This is a genomic window from Streptomyces sp. NPDC002671 (assembly GCF_053592475.1).
Map to the genome: position 1 here is coordinate 163,295 of NZ_JBSFVU010000017.1, position 18,320 is coordinate 181,614.

The 18,320-nt window shown below is 71.8% G+C and carries 16 protein-coding genes; 12 read left to right on the forward strand and 4 right to left on the reverse strand.

What is annotated here, in order from left to right; translation table 11 throughout:
• The first annotated feature begins 13 nt into the window (after positions 1 to 13).
• The gene (locus tag ACWD35_RS25985) at positions 14 to 688 is read left to right on the forward strand and encodes a response regulator (RefSeq protein WP_451353695.1); all 675 of its coding nucleotides are present in this window, start codon (positions 14 to 16) and stop codon (positions 686 to 688) included.
• A 30-nt stretch (positions 689 to 718) separates the two neighbouring features.
• Here ACWD35_RS25985 and ACWD35_RS25990 read toward each other — a convergent pair whose 3' ends face one another.
• Positions 719 to 1,861, reverse strand: coding sequence for a DUF5937 family protein (locus tag ACWD35_RS25990; RefSeq protein WP_451353696.1), 1,143 nt, complete (start codon positions 1,859 to 1,861; stop codon positions 719 to 721).
• 55 nt (positions 1,862 to 1,916) lie between these two features.
• Positions 1,917 to 3,119, reverse strand: coding sequence for a threonine aldolase family protein (locus ACWD35_RS25995; protein WP_451353697.1), 1,203 nt, complete (start codon positions 3,117 to 3,119; stop codon positions 1,917 to 1,919).
• A 205-nt stretch (positions 3,120 to 3,324) separates the two neighbouring features.
• Between ACWD35_RS25995 and ACWD35_RS26000 the strand changes: the two genes are divergently transcribed.
• The 10 genes from ACWD35_RS26000 (at position 3,325) to ACWD35_RS26045 (ending at position 11,514) form a co-directional block, all read left to right on the forward strand.
• Positions 3,325 to 4,278: a Rossmann-like and DUF2520 domain-containing protein gene (locus ACWD35_RS26000; protein ID WP_451353698.1), complete on the forward strand. Its 954-nt coding sequence runs from the start codon at positions 3,325 to 3,327 to the stop codon at positions 4,276 to 4,278.
• On the forward strand, positions 4,278 to 5,279 hold the full coding sequence (panC, locus tag ACWD35_RS26005; protein WP_451353699.1) for a pantoate--beta-alanine ligase: 1,002 nt from the start codon (positions 4,278 to 4,280) through the stop codon (positions 5,277 to 5,279). Before ACWD35_RS26000 ends, panC begins: the two co-directional genes overlap by 1 nt.
• Entirely contained in the window at positions 5,276 to 6,997 is a 1,722-nt protein-coding gene (locus tag ACWD35_RS26010) for an L-aspartate oxidase (protein ID WP_451353700.1), read from the forward strand. Before panC ends, ACWD35_RS26010 begins: the two co-directional genes overlap by 4 nt.
• Before the next feature lie 5 nt (positions 6,998 to 7,002).
• Positions 7,003 to 7,980: a carboxylating nicotinate-nucleotide diphosphorylase gene (gene nadC / locus ACWD35_RS26015; RefSeq protein ID WP_451353701.1), complete on the forward strand. Its 978-nt coding sequence runs from the start codon at positions 7,003 to 7,005 to the stop codon at positions 7,978 to 7,980.
• A 5-nt stretch (positions 7,981 to 7,985) separates the two neighbouring features.
• Entirely contained in the window at positions 7,986 to 8,783 is a 798-nt protein-coding gene (locus tag ACWD35_RS26020) for a type III pantothenate kinase (RefSeq protein WP_451353702.1), read from the forward strand.
• 151 nt (positions 8,784 to 8,934) lie between these two features.
• The gene (locus tag ACWD35_RS26025) at positions 8,935 to 9,618 is read left to right on the forward strand and encodes a hypothetical protein (RefSeq protein ID WP_451353747.1); all 684 of its coding nucleotides are present in this window, start codon (positions 8,935 to 8,937) and stop codon (positions 9,616 to 9,618) included.
• A 78-nt stretch (positions 9,619 to 9,696) separates the two neighbouring features.
• The gene (locus tag ACWD35_RS26030; RefSeq protein WP_451353703.1) at positions 9,697 to 9,876 is read left to right on the forward strand and encodes a hypothetical protein; all 180 of its coding nucleotides are present in this window, start codon (positions 9,697 to 9,699) and stop codon (positions 9,874 to 9,876) included.
• A gap of 103 nt (positions 9,877 to 9,979) precedes the next feature.
• Positions 9,980 to 10,432: a BlaI/MecI/CopY family transcriptional regulator gene (locus tag ACWD35_RS26035; RefSeq protein ID WP_451353704.1), complete on the forward strand. Its 453-nt coding sequence runs from the start codon at positions 9,980 to 9,982 to the stop codon at positions 10,430 to 10,432.
• 9 nt (positions 10,433 to 10,441) lie between these two features.
• Positions 10,442 to 10,975 carry an amino-acid N-acetyltransferase gene (locus ACWD35_RS26040; RefSeq protein ID WP_451353705.1) on the forward strand — a complete coding sequence of 178 codons (534 nt, stop codon included), beginning with the start codon at positions 10,442 to 10,444 and terminating at the stop codon, positions 10,973 to 10,975.
• Between the two features lie 203 nt (positions 10,976 to 11,178).
• Positions 11,179 to 11,514, forward strand: coding sequence for a histone-like nucleoid-structuring protein Lsr2 (locus tag ACWD35_RS26045; protein WP_451353706.1), 336 nt, complete (start codon positions 11,179 to 11,181; stop codon positions 11,512 to 11,514).
• On the opposite strand, the gene ACWD35_RS26050 is transcribed toward ACWD35_RS26045, so the two are convergent.
• Positions 11,493 to 12,242, reverse strand: coding sequence for an SCO3374 family protein (locus ACWD35_RS26050; protein ID WP_451353707.1), 750 nt, complete (start codon positions 12,240 to 12,242; stop codon positions 11,493 to 11,495). The two genes, ACWD35_RS26045 and ACWD35_RS26050, sit on opposite strands and share 22 nt — an antisense overlap.
• A 403-nt stretch (positions 12,243 to 12,645) precedes the next feature.
• Between ACWD35_RS26050 and ACWD35_RS26055 the strand changes: the two genes are divergently transcribed.
• Positions 12,646 to 15,171, forward strand: a complete 2,526-nt coding sequence (locus ACWD35_RS26055) for an ATP-dependent Clp protease ATP-binding subunit (protein ID WP_451353708.1) — start codon at positions 12,646 to 12,648, stop codon at positions 15,169 to 15,171.
• A gap of 66 nt (positions 15,172 to 15,237) precedes the next feature.
• On the opposite strand, the gene ACWD35_RS26060 is transcribed toward ACWD35_RS26055, so the two are convergent.
• Entirely contained in the window at positions 15,238 to 18,288 is a 3,051-nt protein-coding gene (locus ACWD35_RS26060; RefSeq protein WP_451353709.1) for an NACHT domain-containing protein, read from the reverse strand.
• Positions 18,289 to 18,320: the final 32 nt, after the last annotated feature.

The window sequence follows — 18,320 nt, forward strand, 5'->3', positions numbered from 1 at the left end:
AGAAGAGGACCCGATGACGATCCGCGTGATGCTCGTCGACGACCAGGCGCTGCTGCGCACCGGGTTCCGGATGGTGCTCGCCGCCCAGCCGGACATGGAGGTCGTCGCGGAGGCGGGCGACGGCGTCGAGGCCCTTCAGGAGCTGCGCTCCACCGCCGTCGACGTCGTCCTGATGGACGTGCGCATGCCGAAGCTGGACGGCGTGGAGACCACCCGGCGGATCTGCATGGAGTCCGACCCGCCGAAGGTGCTGATCCTGACCACCTTCGACCTGGACGAGTACGCCTTCTCCGGGCTGAAGGCGGGCGCCTCCGGATTCATGCTCAAGGACGTGCCGCCCGGCGAGCTGCTGACCGCCATCCGCGCGGTGCACAGCGGCGACGCGGTCGTCGCGCCCTCCACGACCCGGCGGCTGCTGGACCGTTTCGCGCCCATGCTGCCCTCCACGACCAAGGAACCCCGGCACCAGCAGCTGGAGCGGCTCACCGACCGGGAGCGCGAGGTCATGGTGCTGGTCGCGCAGGGCCTGTCCAACGGGGAGATCGCGGCCCGCCTGGTGCTGTCCGAGGCGACCGTGAAGACCCACGTGGGCCGCATCCTCACCAAGCTCGGTCTGCGGGACCGGGTGCAGGTGGTGGTGCTGGCGTACGAGACCGGGCTGGTGCGCGCGGGCGGCAGCCTCGGCTGAGCCCCGGCGGCGCTGCCCGAGGCGGTCCGCTCAGCGCAGGACGCCCTCGATGAAGTCGCTGCCCAGCCGGGCCACGGCGGACAGGTCCAGCTGGTGCCGGACGTACCGGCCCTGGCGGCAGCTGGTGATCAGGTCGGCCTTCTTCAGCACCGCCAGGTGCCGGGATATCTCCGGGGCCGACACACCGTGCGCGTCGGCCAGTTCGGTCGTGCTGTGCGGGCCGCGGGCCAGATCGCGGCACAGCCGCAGCCGTGCCGGGTGGGCCAGCGCCTCCAGACGGCGGGTGAGCTGCTCGACGGACGGCGCCTGCGGGCGCGAGGGCTTGACGGGGTAGCTGATCACGGGCTGCCAGCCGTACCGGTGCAGGACCAGCACATGGGGCGAGCCGAGGCTGGTCGGCACCAGGACCAGGCCGCCGTCGCCGGTGACGGTGTGGCCCACCAGGAGCTTGTCGACGGAGATGAGGCCGGCCTCCTCGTCCAGCGAGACGGCGCCGGAGAGCGCCGCGAGGGCCTCGGCGAGCCCCTTGCGGCGCAGCAGTTCGGTCTTGTGCCGGGCGTCGGCGGCGAGTTGGGGCTGGACCCGGGCCCAGGTGTCGGCGAAGAAGGCCTCCTCGCAGTCGAGCACCAGCTGCCGGAACCAGGCGCGGACGGCCGGCGGGTCGTCCAGCAGGCGGCGGGTGAACCGCTCCTGGACGGCACCGCGCGCGGCGGCCATGTCCAGGGAGTGCCTTCGCAGCTCCGGATCCTCCAGGGGGCCCTTCTCCCGGAGGTAGTAGCGGGGCTGGCAGATGAACTCCAGCGCGGCGTTGACGAACTGCCCGTCCGTCAACTTGTCCAGCAGGTCCAGCTCGTCGGCGAGCGTGGCACCCGGGACCGCGCGGCGGCCGGGGATCCCGGCGAACGGGGCGAACACGTCGGAGAACGTCGTACGCCACAGGAAGTCCGCCTCGCACAACCGGTCGGCCAGGGACGGGTCCAGCCGGCTGGAGACGGCGGTCACCCAGCCCTGGAGCTCCGGGTGGTGGCCGGGTTCGCTGAGCGCGTGCAGAGCCCGGCCCAGCTCCGCCAGCGGAGAGGGCACAACCGAAACCCTCCCCCACCTCTCGGCTTCGCCCGAGCCGGAGGCACCCCCATCGGCGGCCAGCCCCGTGATGTCGATGGTCACGCTCATGACCCCCATGGTGCACCCGGCCACTGACAGCGCCCCTGTGGATTGACAGCAGCCGTCAATCCACGGGACTCGGCCAGGCCTTGTCCGGCAGGCGGTCGACGAAGTCCCGCACGGCCGCGCGGACATCGTCGGCCGTCCACTCCAGGCCCGCCGCGCGGACGACGACCTCGGTGACCGCCATGCCGGGCCCCTTGGCGTCCCAGGCGTCCGCGAAGAGCATCACCGAGGTCTCCTCGGCCTGGCGTACGGCCGCCTCGGCGAGCACCTCGGCCTCGTACGGCAGCCAGAGCTGGAACTCGTGGGTGTGCGGCACCTCGGGGTGCACGCGCGCCCACGCCACCCCGGTCTCGGCGAACCCCTCGCGCAGCGCGGCGGCCACCACGCGCGCGTGCCGCACGTACTCCGGCAGCCGGGGCAGCTCCTGCTCCAGGCCGACGAACGCGGACAGGGCGGTCGGGAACTGCTGGAAGACCATGCCGCCGTACCGGTGCCGCCAGGTCTTCGCCTCCTCGACCAGCGACTTCGGGCCGGCGAGCGCGGCGCCGCCGAAGCCGCCGAGGGACTTGTAGAACGACACGTAGACGCTGTCGGCCAGGCTCGCGATCTCGTCCAGGGGGCGGCCGAAGTGCTCGGTGGTCTCCCACAGGCGCGCGCCGTCGAAGTGCACCACCGCGTCGCGCTCCCGCGCTGCCTCGACGACCCCGGTCAGCTCCTCCCAGGTGGGCAGCACGAAACCGGCGTCCCTGAGGGGCAGTTCCAGCATCAGTGCCCCGAAGGGCTCCTCGAAGTCGCGTATCTCCTCGGCGGTGGGCAGCCTGGGCTCGCTGGTCACGCGGACCGGGCGCAGACGGCTGACCTGGCTGAACGCATGGCGTTCGTGGACCTCGGGGTGGGACAGGGCGTGCAGGGCCACGGTGGGGTTGCCCGTGCGGGCCGCCCAGCAGCGCAGGGCCACCTGCTGGGCCATCGTGCCGGTCGGGAAGAACGCGGCGGCCTCCGTGCCGAGCAGCGCGGCGACGCGCTCCTCCAGGGCGGCCACGATCCGGTCGCCGTAGATGTCCGCCGGCTCGTCCAGGTCGTACACCCCGGGCGCCGCGTCCATCAGATGGGCGAGGCGTTCGCGGATCGTGCCGCTCCACCCCGCGCGGGACAACCTGCGCCCCGCCTGCCGCCGGGCGTTCGCGCGGCGCTCCCGCAGCCGCTCCCGCGCCGATCGTCCCTCGTCCTGCCCCGTGCCCTGCTCAGCCGTGTCCGTCATGCCGTGGATCATGCCGTGCCGGACCGGCGGGGGCACCGGGAATTTCCGCGCGGCGGCCCGGTGACGCAGACGCGGCGACCCGGTGAAGCGGACGTGGGGAAACCCACAGCCTGTGGACAGACGGCTGCCGCCGGACCGGATAGCGTTAACATGACGAGAAATCGTCCGGTACCCAGAGCGGACTGGAACGGGAAGGCCACCGCGCGTGAGTACAGTCCACCAGCCAGACCTCAAGGACCGCCCCGCGCGGCTCACCGTCGGCGTCGTCGGCGCCGGACGCGTGGGCCCCGCGCTGGCCGCGTCCCTCCAGCTCGCCGGGCATCGCCCGGTGGCCGTCTCCGCGGTCTCCGACGCCTCCCGCAGGCGGGCCGCGACCCTGCTCCCCGACGTGCCGGTCGTGCCGCCCGCCGAGGTCCTCCAGCGCGCCGACCTGGTGCTGCTCACGGTCCCCGACGACGCCCTGCCGGGGCTCGTCGCCGGGCTCGCCGAGACCGGGGCCGTACGCCCGGGACAGCTGCTCGTGCACACCTCCGGCCGCTACGGCGCCCGGGTCCTCGACCCGGCCCTGCGCGCGGGCGCGCTGCCGCTGGCCCTGCACCCGGCGATGACCTTCACCGGCACCCCCGTGGACGTCCAGCGCCTGGCCGGCTGCTCCTTCGGGGTCACCGCGCCGGAGGAGCTGCGGCTGGCCGCCGAGGCCCTGGTCATCGAGATGGGCGGGGAGCCCGAGTGGATCAGCGAGGAGAACCGCCCGCTCTACCACGCGGCCCTCGCGCTCGGCGCCAACCACCTGGTGACCCTCGTCGCCCAGTCCATGGAGCTGCTGCGCACGGCCGGCGTCGAGGCGCCCGACCGGATGCTCGGCCCGCTGCTCGGCGCCGCCCTGGACAACGCCCTGCGCTCCGGCGACGCGGCCCTCACCGGGCCCGTCGCGCGCGGGGACGCCGGCACGGTCGCCGCGCACGTCACCGAGCTGCGCAAGCACGCACCGCAGACCGTCGCGGGCTACGTCGCGATGGCCCGCGCCACCGCCGACCGGGCCCTCGCACACGGCCTGCTGAAGCCGGAACTCGCCGAGGACCTGCTCGGCGTGCTCGCCGACCAGAGCGCCCGCACCGGCGGAACCGGCGGCACGAACGGCACCGAGGGGAACGCCTGATGACCACCGCCCTGCTGAGCACCGCCGAAGAGCTGCACGCGCGCGTGCGCACCGGCCGCCGGGCCGTCGTGATGACCATGGGCGCCCTGCACGAGGGCCACGCCACCCTGATCCGCGGCGCGCGCGAGATCGCCGGTCCGGACGGAGAGGTCGTCGTCACCGTCTTCGTCAACCCGCTCCAGTTCGGCGCGGGCGAGGACCTGGACCGCTACCCGCGCACCCTCGAAGCCGACCTGAAGCTCGCCGAACAGTCCGGCGCCGACGCCGTGTTCGCACCCTCCGTGGACGAGGTCTACCCGGGCGGCGAACCCCAGGTGCGCATCTCCGCGGGCCCCATGGGCGAGCGCCTGGAGGGTGCCGCGCGGCCCGGCCACTTCGACGGCATGCTCACCGTCGTCGCCAAGCTGCTGCACCTCACCCGGCCCGACGTGGCCCTGTTCGGGCAGAAGGACGCCCAGCAGCTGGCCCTGATCCGGCGCATGGTGCGGGACCTGAACTTCGGCGTGGAGATCGTCGGCGTGCCGACCGTGCGCGAGCAGGACGGGCTCGCCCTCTCCAGCCGCAACCGCTACCTCTCGCCCGACGAGCGCCGCACCGCGCTCGCCCTGTCCCGCGCGCTGTTCGCGGGCCGCGACCGGCACGCCGCGCAGGAGGCGCTGCGCGCGCGGGCCCGCGAAGTGCCCTCCACGCGCGCGCGTGCCGAGGCGCTGAGCGCCATAGGGGAGTCCCGCGCGGCGGCCGACGCGCATGCCGTGGCCGCCTCGGCGCCCGGCTTCCCGGCGGCCGTCCGCGCTGCCGCCCGGCAGGTGCTGGACGAGGCCGCCCGCCTCGACCCGCCGCTGAGCCTGGACTACCTCGCCCTGGTCGACCCGTCCGACTTCACCGAGATCGGCGACGACTTCACCGGCGAGGCCGTGCTCGCCCTCGCCGCCCGGGTCGGCACGACCCGGCTGATCGACAACCTCCCGCTCACCTTCGGAACCCTCGGAGCCGCCTCGTGACCAGCACAGGCATACGACTGCACGCACCCGAACCCGGGTGGTCCATCTCCGCGGACGTGGTCGTCGTCGGCTCCGGAGTGGCCGGCCTGACCGCGGCCCTGCGCTGCGAGGCCGCGGGCCTGACGACCGTCGTCGTCACCAAGGCCCGCCTGGACGACGGCTCCACGCGCTGGGCGCAGGGCGGCATCGCCGCCGCCCTCGGCGAGGGCGACACACCCGAACAGCACCTCGACGACACCCTGGTGGCCGGCGCGGGCCTGTGCGACGAGGAGGCCGTACGGATCCTCGTGACCGAGGGGCCCGGCGCGGTACGGCGGCTGATCTCCACCGGCGCGCACTTCGACACCGACGACGAGGGCGACATCCACCTCACCCGCGAGGGCGGCCACCACCGGCGCCGGATCGCGCACGCGGGCGGCGACGCGACCGGCGCGGAGGTCTCCCGGGCACTCGTGGAGGCCGTACACGCGCGTGGGCTGCGCACGATCGAGAACGCGCTCGTGCTGGACCTGCTGACCGACGCCGAGGGTCGTACAGCGGGCGTCACGCTGCACGTGATGGGCGAGGGCCAGCACGACGGCGTGGGCGCCGTGCACGCGCCCGCGGTGGTGCTCGCGACCGGCGGCATGGGCCAGGTGTTCTCGGCGACCACCAACCCGTCCGTGTCCACCGGCGACGGCGTGGCGCTGGCGCTGCGCGCGGGCGCGGAGGTCTCCGACCTGGAGTTCGTGCAGTTCCACCCGACCGTGCTGTTCCTCGGCCCGGACGCCGAGGGGCAGCAACCGCTCGTCTCCGAAGCGGTGCGCGGCGAGGGCGCCCACCTGGTCGACGGCGACGGCGTGCGCTTCATGGTGGGCCAGCACGAGCTGGCCGAGCTGGCGCCGCGCGACATCGTCGCCAAGGGCATCCTGCGGCGGATGCTGGAACAGGGCGCCGAGCACATGTACCTCGACGCCCGGCACTTCGGCGCCGAGATGTGGGAGCACCGCTTCCCCACCATCCTGGCCGCCTGCCGCGCCAACGGCATCGACCCGCTCACCGAGCCCATCCCGATCGCCCCGGCCGCCCACTACGCCTCCGGCGGCGTCCGCACCGACGCGCGGGGGCGCACGACCGTCCCCGGCCTGTACGCGTGTGGCGAGGTCGCCTGCACCGGCGTGCACGGCGCCAACCGGCTCGCCTCCAACTCCCTCCTCGAAGGCCTCGTCTACGCCGAGCGCATCGCCGCCGACATCGCCCGGGTCCACGCGGAGAACGGCTTTGACGCGCGCGTGCCCGCGCCGGTGCCGTACCCCGAGCAGCCCGAGCACCCGCTGCAGGCCCCCGAGGCCCGGTTCGCCATCCAGCGGATCATGACCGAGGGCGCCGGCGTGCTGCGCTCGGCCCAGTCGCTGGAGAAGGCCGCCGACCAGCTCCAGCGGCTGCGCACCGAGGCCCGTGACGCGCTGGAGGAGAACGGCAAGACCGCCGAGCCCGGCGTCGACACCTGGGAGGCCACCAACCTCCTGTGCGTGGCCCGCGTCCTGGTCGCCGCCGCCCGGCTGCGCGAGGAGACCCGCGGCTGCCACTGGCGCGAGGACCGCGCCGAGCGCGACGACACCGACTGGCGGCGCCACATCGTCGTACGGCTGAATCCGGACCGGTCGCTGGCCGTACGCACCACGGACACCGCAGACTTCCCCCCTACCAGGAACCACCAGCGCCCCCAGGAGCAGTGACAGACGTGAGCACCGACGACCTTCCCCTCGTCCCGACCGGCGGCTGCGGCGACGGCTGCGCCTGTGGCGCGGAGGGCGACGAGGAGTATCTGGAGTGCGGTCTCGACCCCGCGCTCGCCCAGCTCCTGGCCGAGGCCGGACTCGACCCCGTCGAGGTCGAGGACATCGCCAACGTGGCCATCCAGGAGGACCTGGACGGCGGCGTCGACGTGACGACCGTCGCCACCATCTCCGAGGACGCGGTGGCCACCGGCGACTTCACCGCGCGCGAGGCGGGCGTGGTGGCCGGCCTCCGGGTCGCCGAGGCCGTGCTCTCCGTGGTCTGCACCGACGAGTTCGAGGTCGAGCGGCACGTCGAGGACGGCGACCGCGTCGAGGCCGGACAGAAGCTGCTGTCGGTCACCACGCGCACCCGCGACCTGCTCACCGCCGAGCGCAGCGCGCTGAACATCCTGTGCCGCCTGTCCGGCATCGCGACCGCCACGCGCGCGTGGGCGGACATCCTGGAGGGCAGCCGCGCCCGGGTCCGCGACACCCGCAAGACCACCCCGGGCCTCCGGTCCCTGGAGAAGTTCGCGGTGCGCTGCGGCGGCGGCGTCAACCACCGCATGTCGCTCTCGGACGCGGCCCTGGTGAAGGACAACCACGTGGTCGCCGCCGGCGGCGTCGCGCAGGCCTTCAAGGCCGTACGGGAGGCGTTCCCGGAGCTGGCGATCGAGGTCGAGGTCGACACCCTGCACCAGCTGCGGGAGGTCGTCGACGCGGGCGCCGACCTGGTCCTGCTGGACAACTTCACGCCAGGGGAGTGCGAGGAGGCCGTCGCGATCACCGGCGGACGGGCCCTGCTGGAGGCCTCCGGCCGGCTCACCCTCGACAACGCGCGCGCGTACGCCGAGACCGGCGTGGACTTCCTGGCCGTCGGCGCCCTCACCCACTCCTCGCCGATCCTGGACATCGGCCTGGACCTGCGCGAGTCGGAGTAAGGGCCATGCTCCTCACGATCGACGTCGGCAACACGCACACCGTCCTCGGCCTGTTCGACGGCGAGGACATCGTGGAGCACTGGCGCATCTCCACGGACGCCCGCCGCACCGCCGACGAACTGGCGGTGCTGCTCCAGGGCCTGATGGGCATGCACCCGCTGCTCGGCGAGGAACTGGGCGACGGCATCGACGGCATCGCGATCTGCGCGACCGTGCCGTCGGTCCTGCACGAGCTGCGCGAGGTCACCCGCAGGTACTACGGCGACGTGCCCGCTGTGCTGGTCGAGCCGGGGGTGAAGACGGGCGTGCCGATCCTCACCGACAACCCCAAGGAAGTCGGCGCGGACCGGATCATCAACGCGGTCGCCGCCGTCGACCTGTACGGCGGCCCGGCGATCGTCGTGGACTTCGGTACGGCGACGACGTTCGACGCGGTCTCCGCGCGCGGGGAGTACGTCGGCGGGGTCATCGCGCCCGGCATCGAGATCTCCGTGGAGGCGCTCGGTGTCAAGGGCGCCCAGCTGCGGAAGATCGAGGTGGCCCGGCCGCGCCACGTGATCGGCAAGAACACGGTCGAGGCCATGCAGGCGGGCATCGTGTACGGCTTCGCCGGGCAGGTCGACGGGGTGGTCGGCCGGATGGCGCGGGAGCTGGCCGACGATCCGGACGACGTGACGGTGATCGCCACGGGCGGGCTCGCGCCGATGGTGCTGGGGGAGTCCTCGGTGATCGACGAGCACCAGCCGTGGCTGACGCTGATCGGGCTGCGCCTGGTGTACGAGCGCAACATGTCCCGCATGTGACCCGCGGGTGACCCGCCTGCCGGGCGGGCGGGTGGCCCCGGTCGGGGGAAAGCCGTGGCGACACGCGACGACACAACTGCCCGATCCATCACTTTTGTCCGATTAGCGATAGCGTCGCCGCATGCCCACGCCATACGGATCCCGCGGCGGCGTGGCGTTCGGCGCGGAGGAGCTGCGTGTGCTCCGCCTCGCCCTCGCCCTCGCCCTTCACCCCGGCCCAGCGTCCGCCGAGGACGTCCAGGACTGCTTCCGCCTCGCCGAGTCGCTCGACGAGGCGATGCGCGAGGGCGCCCGGCTGCGCGCCTTCCTGGTGGCCGACCTCGGCCGCTATCGCGCCGCCCTGCCGGGCACCGCCGCCGGCTACCTCGACCTCCTGGAGGAGGCGCTGGGCGCCGGGCACCGGCCGACGCCGGACGACCTCGCCGCGTTGCGCGCCCTGCGCGGGAACCCCCTGGCCGCCGCCCTGCTGGACCGCTGCCAGGCGCTCGCCGAGCAGGACGTACGGGCTCGCTTCGCCCAGGGCGCGCGCACGGCCCCCGCCCCCGCCGTACCGCCCTCCAGGACCCGCCTGCTGGCCCTTCCGGGCGGCGTGGCCGGGCCCCTGGCGGAACAGGCCGAGGAGTCGGAGAAACCCGCGCAGAACCCCGCACAGGAGCCCGGGCGCAAGCCCGGGCAGACCCCGCCGCGGCGCCCCGCCGAACCCCCGGCCACCGGACCGGAGCGCCCCAAGCGCCCCATCCCGACCCCGGGCGAGGTCTTCCCGCGCCGCAAGCCGCCCACGCGTCCGGCGCCGCCGGCCCCGCCGGCCGAGACGCGGCAGCTGGCGGCGGGCTGAGCAGCGGGCTGAGCAGCCGTCTCCCGCACTCACCCACCCCGCCCCTTTCGCCCGTTCCCGCGTGGCTACTCTGGAGGCATGGACTATGTCTCCGCGCTCGTTCCCCCGGTCGTCATGGCCGTGTTCTTCATCGGTCTGGTCCGGGTGATCGTGAAGACCCAGGGCGGCGTCGCCAAGGCCAAGGAGGACGCGGCCGTCGACGCCGCCCTCGCGCGCGCGGAGAGCACGCGCCAGGCCTCCGCCGGCGGCGACGCCTGACCTGGCGGCGCCTGACCTTTTTGTTCCTGTTTGTCGCCTTAGTGCACGTCTGGCACGCCATTGCCCTGAACTCCCACTATTGTTCTGAGTTGTGCCTCGCCCATTGGGAGAACTCGAAGACGCGGTCATGACGCGGGTGTGGAAGTGGAACCGCCCGGTGACCGTTCGAGAAGTCCTGGAAGACCTTCAGCAGGAACGCTCCATCGCGTACACCACCGTGATGACCGTTTTGGACAATCTCCATCAGAAGGGCTGGGTCCGCCGGGAGGCGGAAGGGCGGGCCTATCGATATGAAGCCGTGTCGACACGAGCCGCCTACGCGGCCGCTCTGATGAACGACGCGTGGTCGCAGAGCGACAACCCGGCAGCCGCTCTCGTCGCCTTCTTCGGGATGATGAGCGAGGAACAGCGCCAGGCGCTCAGCGACGCCGTACGGATCGTCCAGGTACCGGAACTCCAGGCACCGGAAACCCGTGAAGCGCCGGAAGCCCGGGAAGCCGGGGAAGCCCCGCAAGAGGAGAACCCCGGCTCGGCGGGGGAGACCTCCGGGCGATAGCGTCCGCTCATGTCAGCAGAGCAACCCGAAGTCTCCGCAAAAGCCATCACTGTCCGGCGGGCCCGGACCGGTGATGTCCCGGCGGTGCGCGACCTCCTCGACGCCTACGCCCGCGGCCGCATCCTGCTCGACAAAGCCACGGTCACGCTTTACGAGGACATCCAGGAGTTCTGGGTCGCGGAACGCGACGACAACGCCGAGGTGGTCGGCTGCGGCGCGCTGCACGTCATGTGGGAAGACCTCGCGGAAGTCCGCACTCTGGCGGTGAAGCCCGGCCTCAGGGGCGCCGGTGTCGGCCACCAGTTGTTGGAGAAGTTGCTGCAGACCGCGCGTTGGCTCGGCGTGCGCCGGGTTTTCTGCCTGACCTTCGAAGTGGACTTCTTCGGGAAGCACGGCTTCGTGGAGATCGGGGAGACTCCGGTCGACACCGATGTGTACGCCGAGCTCTTGCGTTCCTATGACGAGGGCGTCGCCGAGTTCCTCGGTCTCGAACGAGTGAAACCGAACACCTTGGGCAACAGCCGGATGCTTCTGCATCTGTGATCGTCATTGCCCCGGTTCCCTATGTCCGAAACGCGCATGTTTCCGGGCGGGGCCGGTCCCCGGGGTCTCTCCCGGGGGTTTGTGTTTTTCCGGCAAAAGCGGTTTGCTTTCCGACGTACTGCAGTACTGCATATAACAGGGGGCGGCGAAACGGGCGGACGCCGTACCACCTGGTCCTCACGTTATCGATGAAAGGAAATGCCGTGGCACAGAAGGTTCAGGTCCTTCTTGTCGACGACCTCGACGGCGGCGAGGCGGACGAGACCGTCACGTTCGCACTGGACGGCAAGACGTACGAGATCGATCTCACGACCGCCAATGCGGACAAGCTGCGTGGCCTTCTCGAGGCCTATGTGAAGGGTGGCCGTCGTACCGGAGGCCGTGCCGCCGGCGGGCGTGGAAAGGCGCGTGCCGCTTCCGCGGGCAGCCAGGACACTGCGGCGATCCGCGCCTGGGCCAAGGAGAACGGCCTTGAGGTCAATGACCGTGGCCGTGTTCCCGCGTCCATCCGCGAGGCTTACGAGAAGGCCAACGGCTGATTTCGCCGACCGGCGGACGACCCGGCGCAGGCGCGCCGCAACCGGACCCGGTGACACTGCGCTGCCACCGTGTCCACCAGTCGCACCAGATCGGGGGCGCTACCCACGCGCCCCACACCCCCCAGCGCCGACAGTGCCGGCAGCGAGGCCTCGGCCGCGCACCCCGGCTCAGGGGGCCGCAGCCATACGGCGGCCCCCTGCACGGACTCGGCGCGGTCCCCGGCGGCCGAGCGCCCCGGGAACGGAGCCTCGGACCCGGTGAAGGCCGGGCCGGGCGGGAGCAGGCCGGGCGAGAGCGGGCCGGGCGGGGCCGGAGCCTCCATCAGGCCGCCGGCGCCCAGGACCCGCAGATCGAGCGCCAGCGCGCTCCACTCCAGCCAGTCCAGCAGCCCCGGCAGCTCCTCCGCGCTGCCCGCGGCCACCAGCAGCCGCATCCGGTCGCCGTACAGGGCCACCGGAGAGCCCGGCGCGAGGTGCCGCAGCGCCCCGGCGCCCGCCTCGGCCGGCACATCGAGGACATCGAACCGCACCCCCGTGACCAGCCAGAACGGCTGTCCGGGCGGTCCGGGCACGATCGTCCAGCCCAGATCGTTCTCGTACCAGAGCCGGGCCGCGGCCCAGCGCCGGACCACGGTGTCCGGGCCGTCCGGCGGGCCGGGAGTGCCGAGCGGCTGCCGGGGGAGGGGGACCGAGCCAACCATGACAAGTGCAACAGGTGAAGACGCCATCGAGTTACGCTGGGTGCGCATGTAGATGCGCACCGTGCCCAAGTGGGGGGCGCGTGGGGCCCAGGGGAGGCGCAAGGTTGTTCGCCCATAGCGGAGGGAACCAGTGCGCGCCGCATGGAGTGTCAGTCCCAGCGGGTAAGACATGCCTAGTGGGAGGGGGCGACACGCAGGGACGGCCGTCTCACGTTCGCCATCGGCGTACTGGTGAGTGGGATAACTGCCTGGCCTGCGGGAACATCGTCTCGCACCATCGGGTTGGAGCAGATGTCGGCGTTCGGGGTCAGGAGGCCAAGGACGGTGTCGGCAGTTGGAATGAGCGGTCCCCGCTTGCGGGACTAAGCTGCGGAAGGACAGGGAGGGGAAGTTCCCCCCACTGCCTGACCGCTCTGAGGAGCGATTAACGATGTTCGAGAGGTTCACCGACCGCGCGCGGCGGGTTGTCGTCCTGGCTCAGGAAGAAGCCCGGATGCTCAACCACAACTACATCGGCACCGAGCACATCCTCCTGGGTCTCATCCACGAGGGTGAAGGTGTCGCCGCTAAGGCCCTGGAGAGCCTCGGCATTTCGCTTGAGGCGGTCCGCCAGCAGGTGGAGGAGATCATCGGCCAGGGCCAGCAGGCCCCGTCCGGGCACATCCCCTTCACTCCCCGTGCCAAGAAGGTCCTGGAGCTGTCGCTCCGCGAGGCCCTTCAGCTGGGCCACAACTACATCGGCACGGAGCACATCCTGCTCGGCCTGATCCGTGAGGGCGAGGGCGTCGCCGCCCAGGTCCTGGTCAAGCTGGGCGCAGACCTCAACCGGGTGCGGCAGCAGGTCATCCAGCTGCTCTCCGGTTACCAGGGCAAGGAGACCGCCACGGCCGGCGGGCCGGCCGAGGGCACGCCCTCGACCTCCCTCGTCCTGGACCAGTTCGGCCGGAACCTCACCCAGGCGGCTCGTGAGTCCAAGCTCGACCCGGTCATCGGGCGCGAGAAGGAGATCGAGCGGGTCATGCAGGTGCTGTCCCGCCGTACCAAGAACAACCCGGTGCTGATCGGTGAGCCCGGCGTCGGCAAGACCGCCGTCGTCGAGGGCCTCGCCCAGGCCATCGTCAAGGGCGAGGTGCCCGAGACCCTCAAGGACAAGCACCTCTACACCCTCGACCTCGGTGCCCTGGTCGCCGGCTCCCGCTACCGCGGTGACTTCGAGGAGCGCCTGAAGAAGGTGCTCAAGGAAATCCGTACCCGCGGCGACATCATCCTGTTCATCGACGAGCTCCACACGCTGGTCGGTGCGGGTGCCGCCGAGGGCGCCATCGACGCGGCGAGCATCCTGAAGCCGATGCTGGCCCGCGGCGAACTCCAGACCATCGGTGCGACCACGCTGGACGAGTACCGCAAGCACCTGGAGAAGGACGCGGCCCTGGAGCGCCGCTTCCAGCCCATCCAGGTCGCCGAGCCGTCCCTGCCGCACACGATCGAGATCCTCAAGGGCCTGCGCGACCGGTACGAGGCGCACCACCGCGTCTCCATCACGGACGAGGCCCTGGTCCAGGCCGCCACCCTGGCCGACCGCTACATCTCGGACCGCTTCCTGCCGGACAAGGCGATCGACCTGATCGACGAGGCCGGTTCCCGGATGCGCATCCGCCGGATGACCGCTCCGCCGGACCTGCGCGAGTTCGACGAGAAGATCGCCGCCGTCCGCCGGGACAAGGAGTCCGCGATCGACTCGCAGGACTTCGAGAAGGCCGCCTCCCTGCGCGACAAGGAGAAGCAGCTCCTGGCCGCCAAGGCGAAGCGGGAGAAGGAGTGGAAGGCCGGCGACATGGACGTCGTCGCCGAGGTCGACGGCGAGCTGATCGCCGAGGTCCTCGCCACGGCCACCGGCATCCCGGTCTTCAAGCTGACCGAGGAGGAGTCCTCCCGCCTGCTGCGCATGGAGGAGGAGCTGCACAAGCGGGTCATCGGCCAGGTCGACGCCGTCAAGGCGCTGTCGAAGGCGATCCGCCGTACGCGCGCGGGCCTGAAGGACCCGAAGCGTCCGGGTGGTTCGTTCATCTTCGCCGGCCCGTCCGGTGTCGGTAAGACCGAGCTGTCCAAGGCGCTCGCCGAGTTCCTCTTCGGTGACGAGGACGCGCTGATCTCCCTCGACATGTCGGAGTTCAGCGAGAAGCACACGGTCTCGCGTCTCTTCGGTTCGCCCCCCGGCTACGTGGGCTACGAAGAGGGCGGCCAGCTGACCGAGAAGGTCCGCCGCAAGCCGTTCTCCGTCGTCCTCTTCGACGAGGTCGAGAAGGCGCACCCGGACATCTTCAACTCGCTGCTGCAGATCCTGGAGGACGGTCGCCTGACCGACTCCCAGGGCCGGGTCGTGGACTTCAAGAACACGGTCATCATCATGACGACCAACCTCGGCACCCGGGACATCTCCAAGGGCTTCAACCTGGGCTTCGCGGCCTCGGGTGACACGAAGACCAACTACGAGCGCATGAAGAACAAGGTCCAGGACGAGCTGAAGCAGCACTTCCGGCCCGAGTTCCTCAACCGCGTCGACGACGTGGTCGTCTTCCCGCAGCTGACGCAGGCGGACATCCTGCGGATCGTCGACCTGATGATCAGCAAGGTGGACGAGCGCCTGAAGGACCGGGACATGGGCATCGAACTGTCCCAGTCCGCCAAGGAGCTGCTGGCCAAGAAGGGCTACGACCCGGTGCTGGGCGCGCGTCCGCTGCGTCGCACGATCCAGCGCGAGATCGAGGACTCGCTCTCCGAGAAGATCCTCTTCGGCGAGCTGCGTCCCGGTCACATCGTGGTCGTGGACACCGAGGGCGAGGGCGACTCCGCCACGTTCACCTTCCGGGGTGAGGAGAAGTCCGCACTGCCGGACGTCCCGCCGATCGAGCAGGCCGCGGGTGGGGCTGGGCCCAACCTGAGCAAGGACGCGTAGGCCTTCGGCGAATTGGCCGAGTGAAAGGGGCCGGTGCCTTTTGGGCGCCGGCCCCTTTCGGCGTTTTCAGCGCGGTTCCAGGGTGACTTCCGCGTGGGGGAAGAGGGCGGCGAAACGGGAGTCGGGGAACCGGCTCCCGGGCCGGTTGGTCAGGATCACCGAGCGCAGCCCAGGCAGCCGGGGGACCAGGGCGGAGAGGTCCTCGGCGCCGTGCATCGCGGCGACCCGGAGTGTCTCGATGCCGGGGAGTTCGGGCATCAGCTCAATGGAGTCCGGGAAGTCCTGGATGATCGATGCGTTCAGATACAGGTGGTCCAACTCGGGCAGGGCGGTCACCTCCTGCCAGTCGGCGACCGTGAGTCCCGTGGTCAGCGGCCCGAGGCTGAGCTTCTGCAGCGTGCTCCAGTGCCGCAACTCGCGCAGCCCTGTGCTGATGGTGCTGTCGTGGCCCAGAAAGAGGAATTCCAGTGGTGCTTCGACCGGGAGCGAGTCGGCGAGGCCGGTGCCCGGCAGCTCCTGGCTTACGGAGAGGCGAGTCAGCGAGCGCAGCGACCGCATCCCCGTCATGTCGGCGACAGAGCCGATCCAGAGACCGTCGAGTGACAGGGCTGACAGCTGCTCCAGACCCTTTGCCATGGGGCATTCACTCAGCCACAACTGGCGGAGGGAGCCGAAGGGCAGTAGGGCGGACAGATCGGTGAGATCGGGGTTGTTCCTCAGGTCAAGGGCTGTCACCTCCTCGGGGGCGGGCAGGGAGGCCAGGATGTCTTTGACGCGGTGGGGGCCACGGAAGGAGACCTGGGTCCAGGGGTGCATCCCGGCGAGGCATACGCGCTGTTCGGCCGACTCGCACTCTATGAGAAGGCCCTCCCGGTCCAGGTGGTCCAATACCTCGGCCGCGTACTCCGCACTGCCGAACCGGCGCCAGGTCCCCACCAGCTGCCGTCGCACATCCAGGTCCGGATGTTCCCGGAACCGGCGGAGCACCGCCAGCGCCCCCTCCGGTTCCGTCTCCCCGAGGAGCGAGGCGGTCACCGTCACCCCCCGCGCCTCCTCCTCGGACAACCCGTCCGGCCCCGGCAGCAGCTCCAGCACCAGCGGTCCCGCCTCTGCCAGTGCCCGCGCGTCCTCCGTCGTGCGCGGCGGTATCAGCGCCCCCGCCCGCGCCTCGACCTCAGCCCGTACCCCGGGCTCCAACGCAGCCGCATGCTCCAGGCAGGCCAGCGCCAGCAAGGTCAGGCGAGAGGTGTCCCGGTCCAGCAGCTGCCGTAGCAGCGAGGCGCGTTCACGCGGCCGGGCGTGGGCCACTGCCATGCGGATGACGTCCTCCCACTGGGTGTCGTCCGCATGGCTCAGGAGGACGTCCAGGTGGCCTTCCTCGACGGCGTACCGCGCGCCCAGGTAGTCCTGGAACGTGCGGTGGACGAAGTCCACGACTCCCTCGGCCGGTTGGCGGAGCAGGCCGCTGCGGAGCATCAGGACCCGTAGAACGGCGCCCGCGTCGCCCTGTCCCGCCGCCGACGCCACCGTCGGCAGGCAGCGCTCCACGATCCCCTCGGCCGTGGCCAGGTCCATCTCGGTACGGCCGCTCAACACCAGGGCGTACGCGAGGCGTTGCAGCAGCTCCAGCTGGGCCTCCTCGCCGAGTTCCGGGACGGTCATGCCCCGCTCCCGGTCCCGGCGGGCGAGGAGCATCGTGAGAGCGGCGTCGTACAACTCCTTGCGGCCCGTGGGGAGATAGCCGCGGCGTTCGCGGTGCAGGGCGCAGATCAGGCCGCACATCAGGGGGTTGGTGGCGAGCCGGGCCAGATCGCGTTTGGTGCGCAGGGAGTCGAGGAGGGGACCCTCGTACTCCGCTGCCTGGGCCGCCGTGTGCCAGCGGTGCACGAACGTCGCCACCTCCGCGCGCCGCATCGGGGCCAGGGACAGCTCCCGGAAGCCCTCCTCGGCCAGCCAGTCGGGGCGTACGGCCGTCGGGCGGGAGGTCAGCAGCCAGTGGTTGCCGGGGTAGGCCGCGAGCAGCGCGCGCAGCCAGTCGCGGGTGCGGTGGCGGTCGGCGGCCGGGATCTCGTCCAGGCCGTCCACCAGGACCAGGCCGCGGCCCGCCGTCAGCACGCGGTCGGCCCAGCCCTCCGGCGGGGCGAGCGGGCAGCCCACCGCCCTCAGGAAGTCGGCGGGCGGCGGCAGTTGGCCCGTGCGGATGAGGGTGCGCAGGGGGAGGACGAAGGGAACACGGTCGCCGTCACCGGCCGCAGTGACCGCCAGCCACTGGACCAGGGTCGTCTTGCCGGAGCCCGCGTCGCCGCGCAGCAGCACGCGGGAGTCGGTGAGCAGCGCCTCCTCGGCGGGCAGCCGGCCCGCGGGGGCGGGCGGACGCTCGTCGGGTGCCGCGTCCGGTACGGGTTCCTCGGCCGGGGTCGCCTCCAGGCTGAGGTAGGCGACTTCGAGGGGCCAGCGGTCGGGGGAGTCGCGCAGGTCGATGCCGTAGATGGTGATGTGGTTGTGCCGGTCGGCCACGTAGGGCAGGTAGCGGCGTTCGAAGGCGGTGTCGCGGGCGTCGGGGCGCGGGACGCGGGCGATCAACTCGTCGACTCGGGCGATCAGTTCCCGTTGGATCCGGGTCTGTTCGACCAGGGTCCGGGCCACGAACGTGGACCGGCGGGTGAAGAACTCCAGGATGTGCAGGCACGCCCACTGCGTCGCGGAGTCGAGGAAGACGCAGGCGTCGGCGGACAGGCCGTCCGGGGGCGGGGCGTGGCGGTGCAGCTGCTGGGCGAGTTCGTGGCTGCCCAGGTGTACGGCCTGTACGTCGTCCATGTCCAGGTCGCCCAGGGCGAGCAGCCGGCCGGTCAGGGTGTCGGTGACGGCCGTCTCCTCGTCGGGAGGGAACGGCGGCGCGCCCGGGGAGGCCATGGCCTGAGCGACGAGCCGGCTCGCGAGCTTGCGTACGTCCTTCTCGCCCAGCGTCCGCTTCTCGCCCCGGAAGGACACCAGCGCGGACAGCCGCACCGGCTTGTCGACCAGCCCCGCGCCCGGCCCGTCGGCCACGAACAGCTTCTTGACCAGCGGCCCGATCAGGCTGGACGCCAGCTTGCTGCCCAGTACGGTCGGCTCCATCCGTCCACCCCCGTGAGTCCGGCGAATGGATG

What these genes read in the sequence shown, in the direction of transcription:
- ACWD35_RS26030 (WP_451353703.1), top strand. Translation starts at nt 9,697, where the DNA reads ATGGACTATGTCTCCGCGCTCGTTCCCCCGGTCGTCATGGCCGTGTTC.
- ACWD35_RS26050 (WP_451353707.1), bottom strand. Translation starts at nt 12,242, where the DNA reads ATGGCGTCTTCACCTGTTGCACTTGTCATGGTTGGCTCGGTCCCCCTC.
- ACWD35_RS25990 (WP_451353696.1), bottom strand. Translation starts at nt 1,861, where the DNA reads ATGAGCGTGACCATCGACATCACGGGGCTGGCCGCCGATGGGGGTGCC.
- ACWD35_RS26020 (WP_451353702.1), top strand. Translation starts at nt 7,986, where the DNA reads ATGCTCCTCACGATCGACGTCGGCAACACGCACACCGTCCTCGGCCTG.
- ACWD35_RS26055 (WP_451353708.1), top strand. Translation starts at nt 12,646, where the DNA reads ATGTTCGAGAGGTTCACCGACCGCGCGCGGCGGGTTGTCGTCCTGGCT.
- ACWD35_RS26040 (WP_451353705.1), top strand. Translation starts at nt 10,442, where the DNA reads ATGTCAGCAGAGCAACCCGAAGTCTCCGCAAAAGCCATCACTGTCCGG.
- ACWD35_RS26060 (WP_451353709.1), bottom strand. Translation starts at nt 18,288, where the DNA reads ATGGAGCCGACCGTACTGGGCAGCAAGCTGGCGTCCAGCCTGATCGGG.
- panC (WP_451353699.1), top strand. Translation starts at nt 4,278, where the DNA reads ATGACCACCGCCCTGCTGAGCACCGCCGAAGAGCTGCACGCGCGCGTG.
- ACWD35_RS25985 (WP_451353695.1), top strand. Translation starts at nt 14, where the DNA reads ATGACGATCCGCGTGATGCTCGTCGACGACCAGGCGCTGCTGCGCACC.
- ACWD35_RS25995 (WP_451353697.1), bottom strand. Translation starts at nt 3,119, where the DNA reads ATGACGGACACGGCTGAGCAGGGCACGGGGCAGGACGAGGGACGATCG.